Genomic DNA, 7,094 nt, shown 5'->3' on the forward strand with positions numbered 1-7,094 from the left:
GCCATTAGAGGGTGTCTCTAATGCGCATTAGAGGGTGTCTCTAATGGCCGTAAGAGAGTGTCTCTAATGGCGAGGCCTGGCACGGAGGGCCGCCGCTAGTAATGTCAAAGAACAAGTGTCATCCTGAAACGAGTGTCATCCTGAATCGAGTTCAGGATGACGGTGGGGCGACAAAGGCCTTACAAGCTCACCTATATAGTCACTTTTATAATGCTTTTTTGCATAAATTATAAAAAAAATGTGTGGTATAATGTAATAAGGAGGATTAATAGCATGATGATGGATCCAATGCAGTATGCAGACAAGTTTAAGGGCGCTTCATATCTTGAGATTTTAAATTTTAAGAACGAGCTAATCTCCGCTATTACAAAGTTTGAGCAGGATTATGACAGGGCGGATCCCGGCTGGAAACTAGCGCCTGGTCCGGATGTCCAGTATCAGTGGAATCTGGAAGTTCTTGGCTTAATAGCGCCTATGCTGTCCGAAGCGTTCAACAAAGAGTATGAGATGGGCGAAAAGGACATATCTGACTATGGCAAGGATATGAAAGAGTTGGGTGGCGGAAGGGGGGAATGTGTGGTATAATGGAATCCTAAATGAACGCTGTAAGTTGATGGCCGAAAAGATTAAGAATTATTATGAGAGTTTGAAATAAAGGGATTATAAAAATGTCAAAAGATTTCAATGAAAATACGCGAGTTCAGGTTCCCGCGGCCTTACATCTTTGCAAGCTTGGCTACGCATATCTTGATAAAATTGAACCGTATGACCACAGCACAAATATCCTTACTGACATATTCCTTTCTCAGTTAGCAAAACTAAACCCATCGCTTTCTGAACAAGACTGCAAAAACTATCTCACTAAACTTATTGGCTGCCTTAATAACGACGACCTTGGAAAAGAATTCTATTCTTATCTTTCTACAAAGGCAGGAGTCCGTTTAATTGATTTTGACAATCCAAACAATAATACATGGCATGTAACAACAGAATTTACATGTGAAAATGAAGATACAAAAGATAACTTTCGCCCAGACATAACTTGCTTTATAAACGGGCTTCCTCTTGCCTTTATTGAAGTAAAAAAGCCTAATAATCACGAAGGAATGAAGGCGGAGTTCGACAGGACAAACACTCGTTTTAAGAACAAAGCTTTTAGAAGATTTTTTAATATTACTCAGTTAATGATATATTCCAATAACCAGGAATATGACAACAATAATCGCGTTCCAATTCAGGGAGCTTTTTATTGCTGTACTGCAAAGGAAAAGGCTTTTTACAATGTTTTCCGTGAACAAGACAAAGACTTTGTAGCGAAATATCCTTATGAAGAAATTTCTGATGACATTGTAAAAATGGTATGCCGTCACAGAAACTGTCAGGCTCTTCCTTCACTCCCAGAGTTTACGACCAACTGCAAAATTGACACCCCGACAAACCGAATCCTTACATCAATGTTATGCAAGGAAAGAATTCTTTTTCTGATTCGATACGCTTTTGCTTATGTAGAACGCACCATAGAACTTGAAAATGGTGAAAAAACAACTGAACTTCAAAAACACATTATGCGTTACCAGCAGATGTTTGCATCTCTTGCAATCCGCAGAACTTTGAACAAAGGAATAAAAAGCGGAATCATCTGGCATACACAAGGTTCTGGAAAAACAGCTCTTGCTTACTATTCTGTAAAGAGTCTCACAGATTTCTTTGCAAAAAAAAATATTGCCGTAAAGTTCTATTTTATCGTAGACCGTATTGCCCTTATGGAACAGGCTATGGACGAGTTTACAAGCCGAGGGCTTAATGTTCGTTCTGCTTCCAGTCGTGACGAACTTATGGCAGATTTTAGAAGCAACAATCTTGTAGAAAACAAAGAAGGCGCTTTGGAAATAATGGTCGTAAATATTCAGAAGTTTGAAGAAGACCATACACCTGTAAAAATTGAAGACACATACAGCACAAAGCTTCAACGCATTTTCTTTATTGATGAAGCTCACCGTGGTTATAATCCTGAAGGCTCATTCCTTGCAAATCTTCTGGAAGCAGATAAGGATGCAATAAAGATTGCAATGACTGGAACTCCGCTTCTTCGTGAAGAACGAGAAAGTTGGCGTGTATTTGGTGATTATATTGACACCTATTATTATGACAAATCAATTGCAGATGGTTATACGCTTAAGCTTATGCGTGAGCCCATTCAAACAGTTTACAAGGAAAAACTTACAGCCATTCTTGACCAACTTGCCGGAAGTGTTGAAGTAAAAAAATCTGACATCGATAAAGACAAAATTATAGAAAATGAAAATTATTTGAACGCTCTCATTGATTATATTATCGACGATATTCGTAAGTTCAGAATTGAAAAAGCAGACGACACAGTTGCGGCAATGATTGTCTGCAAGACTAATCCACAGGCACGAAAGCTCTACGACCTTTGGCAAAAAAGGTTTAGCGTAGAAAAAAAGTCAAAGTTTACATTTAGAATGCCGGACGGAACTTTAATGGTTGCAGAGCCTGCCCCTTCTTCCCAGTATGGCGCTTCCTTTAAGAATAAACCTTTACAAGCAACTTTGATTCTACATGACGAAGGCGATAAAGAAGAACGAAAAGAATACATAGAAGAATTCAAAAAGAAACAGACTATCGATGTAATCATTGTCAACCAGATGCTTCTTACAGGTTTTGACGCGCCTCGTCTTAAAAAGCTTTACCTTGGACGAAAACTTGACGGACACGATTTGCTTCAGGCACTTACTAGAGTAAACCGACCTTACAAAGATTTTAAATACGGTTACGTTGTAGACTTTGTTGACATAAAAGAAAATTTCGATTCTACAAATGACCGCTACTTAAAAGAGCTGAACCGTACAAATGACGCTGCGGAAACTGGCGAAGAACTTCCAGTTGGAACAGCAGTTATAGAAAGCGAAGAAGAAATCAATCAGAAAATCCAGGAAATCAAAAATGTACTTTGGTATTATGATGTTTCAAATCAGGAAGAATTCCGTATTCAACTGGACAGCATAGAAGACAAAAATGTTTTGTATGAACTGCGCACTAGTCTTGATGATGCAAAATCTCTTATAAATAGAATTCGTTCAAGTGGAGATTCGGAACTGACAGAAAAAGTTCGTAATATGCTACCAGGAACAATTCCGTCTTTAATTACAGAGGTAACACATCGCATTGACCGCATCAATATGCTTGAAGGCAACGACCACAAAGAAGATGTTAGCGGAATTATCAATCTTGCATTGAGCGAAATTGACTTTAGCTTTATAAAAGGAGTGCCGGAAGAGCTTGCCATTGTAATCAATGACCTTAAAGAAAAATTCGAAAGAGTTCAGCGAGAGTTTGAAGGTAACTTTGACCAGAAAGAAGAAAAGTATGTAATCCTTGCAGACGAATTCCGTTCTTTCTTCCGAAAAAAAGGTTTTGTTCCTGCAAATGTAAAAGAAGCAAAAGACGAAGCGCATTACATGGACGAAGTAATGGCAAAGATTAAAGAAATCAACGCCAGAAATAACATGCTTAAAAAGAAATACGATAATGACGAAAAGTTTGTCCGTATTCAAAAACGCATTCAGGAAGAAAACATTACTCGTGCTAAACCAATAATCTCATCTAATGAGATGACTTTGTGCGAGAATCTTTATGAAATGAAACAGCTTATCGACAGCTATGTTGATTTGAATCCTCACATTGTTCAGCCAAGCAGCGAAGCAAAGTTCAAGCAGGATGTTATGAGCAACGTAAGCAAAAAGCTTTTTGCACTGGGAATTCAGGCTGCAATCGATGATAAAAAGTATTTAACAAACTTAATATCAAACGAATACATTCATCAGTACGAGACTTACAGTTTATAATTTGGTATTATATAAAAAAGGATGAAAAATGGCTAACACAGAACTTAACGCAAAAACAATTGCCTTAATCGATTCATTAAAATCAACGACAGGAGAATATGGCCTTGCAAACGGCGGAAGTGAATACCGCATCATTACAGAAATCTTCCTGTATAAATTCTTTAACGATAAATTCGGTTACGAGGCGAAAAATATAGACAGCCCCTATAAAAAACGTCTTTCAAAGGCTGAAAAATGGGATGCAGAATACGACTCTTTTAGCGAAGATGAAGTAGAAGATTTATTTACATATCTTCCGGGCAATGTACCTCGTTTAAAGCCTCACCAGACCTTGGCCCACCTTTATAATGCTTCTGGGAACGGGGACTTTTCAACATTGCTTGATTCTACACTTATAGAAATTTCAAGTCTTAACTCTGAAACCTTCTCTGTTACAACATCAGGAAAAACAAAGGTTCAGATTTTCTCTGCAATCACAACAGAAGTAAAAGACACAACAAAGAGAGACAACTTTGCCCGATCTCTTATGAGCGCAGTGGCAAGCTTTAACTTTGAATCAGTCTTCAACGAAAAGTACGACTTCTTCAGCGGAATCTTCCAGTATTTGATAAAGGACTACAACAATGCCGGCGGCGGAAAGTACGCAGAATATTACACACCTCGCGAAATTGCAACAGTAATGGCAATGCTTCTTCTTGAAGACAAGAAAAAATACAAAGGCGCAGAATGCTATGACCCGTCTGCTGGAACCGGAACCTTGCTTATGGCTCTTGCTCACCAGATTGGAGAAGACCGCTGTTCAATTTACAGCCAGGACATTTCAGACAAATCAAGCGAAATGCTCCGACTTAATCTTATTCTCAATAATCTTGTAGGAAGCCTTCCAAATGTTGTTCAGGGAAATACTCTGCTTGAACCCTTCCACAAAGAAAGCGACGGTACTCTAAAAAAGTTTGATTTTGTAGTTTCAAATCCTCCATTTAAATTAGACTTCCCCGAGTATCAGGAAAAACTTGCAAGCGATGGGGTGCGCTTCTGGGCTGGCGTTCCAAACAAGGTAAAGACGGTAGATCCAAATAAGCCTAAAATGGCAATCTACACCTGTTTTATTCAGCATGTCATCAACTCTCTTAAAAGCACAGGAAGAGGAGCCATCGTTGTTCCCACAGGCTTTATTACCGCAAAGTCCGGAGTTGAAAAAAAGATTCTTGAACGCATTGTAAACGACCATATTATTTTTGGCGTAGTTAGTATGCCTAGCAATGTTTTTGCCACAACAGGAACTAACGTAAGCGTACTCTTCTTTGACCGTACCGAAAAAAAAGATGACGACAAGGTAATTCTCATTGACGCTTCAAAACTTGGAGAAGAATACAAGGAAGGCAACAACCAGAAACGCCGTCTGCGCCCGGAAGAAATAGAAAAGATTGTAAAAACCTTCCGCAACAAAGAGACAGTAGAAGACTTTAGCGTTGCCGTAAGCTACGATGCAATCAAAGAAAAAGGCTACAGCCTTAGCGCCGGCCAGTATTTTGACATCAAAATTGATTATGTTGATATCACAGCCCAAGAATTCAACAAAAAGATGAGCGACCATAAAGCAAATCTCAAGACAATGTTTGAAGAAAGCAAAAAGCTTGAAGATGAAATTATGGGGAACTTTGGGAAACTGATTTTTGAAAAATAGGGCGTTCCCGCCGCAAGCGTCGGTCGGGCTATTCGCGGTTCCGCTAACGCTGCATTCTCGCTATGCGAGAACGGCTCCGCCGCCGCTACTATCCCTAACGCGGGATAATGGAGAATTGAGAATGGAAAAATATAAATTAAAAGAAGTCGCTGAAATAATAATGAGTAGTGTAGATAAAAAATCAAAACCCCATGAAAAAACTGTTAGACTCTGTAATTTTACAGATGTTTATCATAACTGGGCAATAAAAAGAGATAATTATGACTCATTTATGATTGCAACAGCCAGTGATAATGCAATTGAAAAATTAACATTAAAAAAAGGTTTTGTTGCATTTACTAAAGATAGTGAAACTCGTGATGATATTGGGATTCCTACATATATCGCAGATGATTTTGATGATGTTGTCCTAGGTTATCATTGTGCGTTAGTAAAACCAGATGAAAAAAAACTCTCAGGTGAATATTTGAATGCTTTTATGAATTCAAATTATATAAAAAAGTATTTTGAATTAAATGCAACCGGAAGTGGAATGCGTTTTACACTTTCAATGCAAACTCTCGAAGATATGCCATTAATTCTTCCTTCTCTCCCCGAACAAAAACGCATCGCAAAAGTTCTTACCGACATTGACTCAAAAATTGCGGTGAACAAAAAAATAAACAAAGAACTGGAAGCCATGGCAAAAGAAGTGTATGACTACTGGTTCGTGCAATTCGACTTTCCTGGAGCAGACGGCAAGCCATATAAATCCTCCGGCGGCAAAATGGTATTCAACCCGATTCTGAAGAGAGAGATTCCTGAGGGGTGGGAGGTGAAGAAGATTTCATCTCTAATAAAGGAAAACATTGGTGGAGATTGGGGAAAAGAAGAACCAGAAGGTAACTATCAGTTAAAAGTTTCTTGTTGCCGAGGTGCAGATATTGTATCTATGACAGATTTACCTACTAGATACATTCTTAATGCAAACTCTTCTAAATTACTTAAAGAAGGAGATATGGTTGTTGAAATTTCTGGAGGTAGCCCGACTCAAGCAACTGGAAGATGTGTTTTAATTTCAAAAGAAATACTTTCTGCTTTTGATAACAAACTGATTTGTTCAAATTTCTGCCAAGCATTATCTATTGCAGATAAAGATTACATTTCATATTTTTATCACATGTGGAAAATGTTTTATGATAGTGGTGTCTTCTTTAATTATGAAGGTAAAACAAGTGGAATAAAAAATTTCCAATATGATACCTTCGTTGCAGAAAAGTGGTACTTCCCTCCAAAAGAACTAGCAATCAAGTTTGGAGAAATAGTTTCCAAAAACTACAAAAAGAAGTGTGAATTGGACCAAGAAAATAAGCGACTTACAGCATTGCGTGACGAACTATTGCCAATGTTGATGAATGGACAGGTGAGGGTGAAATAAAAAGTGAGGAAAAAATGTCTATTTCACATATAAAAGAAGCAATAGATCTTATATCTTTTCTTTTTTCTTGTTGGAAAAAAAGAACGACTATCATTTGTTTAGAAATAAGTTTGTTTATATGTTA

Annotated in this window: 4 protein-coding genes; all 4 read left to right on the plus strand. The window is 38.0% G+C overall.

Features of this window, described 5'->3' with window-relative positions; genetic code table 11:
* The first annotated feature begins 273 nt into the window (after positions 1-273).
* The 4 genes from K6D58_RS04955 to K6D58_RS04970 all read left to right on the plus strand — a co-directional run bounded on the left by K6D58_RS04955 (position 274) and on the right by K6D58_RS04970 (position 6,970).
* Positions 274-585, plus strand: a complete 312-nt coding sequence (locus tag K6D58_RS04955) for a hypothetical protein (protein ID WP_296828238.1) — start codon at positions 274-276, stop codon at positions 583-585.
* An 83-nt stretch (positions 586-668) separates the two neighbouring features.
* Positions 669-3,866, plus strand: coding sequence for an HsdR family type I site-specific deoxyribonuclease (locus tag K6D58_RS04960; protein ID WP_296828241.1), 3,198 nt, complete (start codon positions 669-671; stop codon positions 3,864-3,866).
* Between the two features lie 28 nt (positions 3,867-3,894).
* Positions 3,895-5,553, plus strand: a complete 1,659-nt coding sequence (locus tag K6D58_RS04965) for an HsdM family class I SAM-dependent methyltransferase (protein WP_296828243.1) — start codon at positions 3,895-3,897, stop codon at positions 5,551-5,553.
* A 121-nt stretch (positions 5,554-5,674) separates the two neighbouring features.
* Positions 5,675-6,970, plus strand: coding sequence for a restriction endonuclease subunit S (locus K6D58_RS04970; RefSeq protein WP_296828245.1), 1,296 nt, complete (start codon positions 5,675-5,677; stop codon positions 6,968-6,970).
* Positions 6,971-7,094: the final 124 nt, after the last annotated feature.

This window comes from Treponema sp., assembly GCF_024696245.1.
Classification (GTDB): domain Bacteria; phylum Spirochaetota; class Spirochaetia; order Treponematales; family Treponemataceae; genus Treponema_D.

What these genes read in the sequence shown, in the direction of transcription:
- K6D58_RS04955 (WP_296828238.1), top strand. Translation starts at nt 274, where the DNA reads ATGATGATGGATCCAATGCAGTATGCAGACAAGTTTAAGGGCGCTTCA.
- K6D58_RS04960 (WP_296828241.1), top strand. Translation starts at nt 669, where the DNA reads ATGTCAAAAGATTTCAATGAAAATACGCGAGTTCAGGTTCCCGCGGCC.
- K6D58_RS04965 (WP_296828243.1), top strand. Translation starts at nt 3,895, where the DNA reads ATGGCTAACACAGAACTTAACGCAAAAACAATTGCCTTAATCGATTCA.
- K6D58_RS04970 (WP_296828245.1), top strand. Translation starts at nt 5,675, where the DNA reads ATGGAAAAATATAAATTAAAAGAAGTCGCTGAAATAATAATGAGTAGT.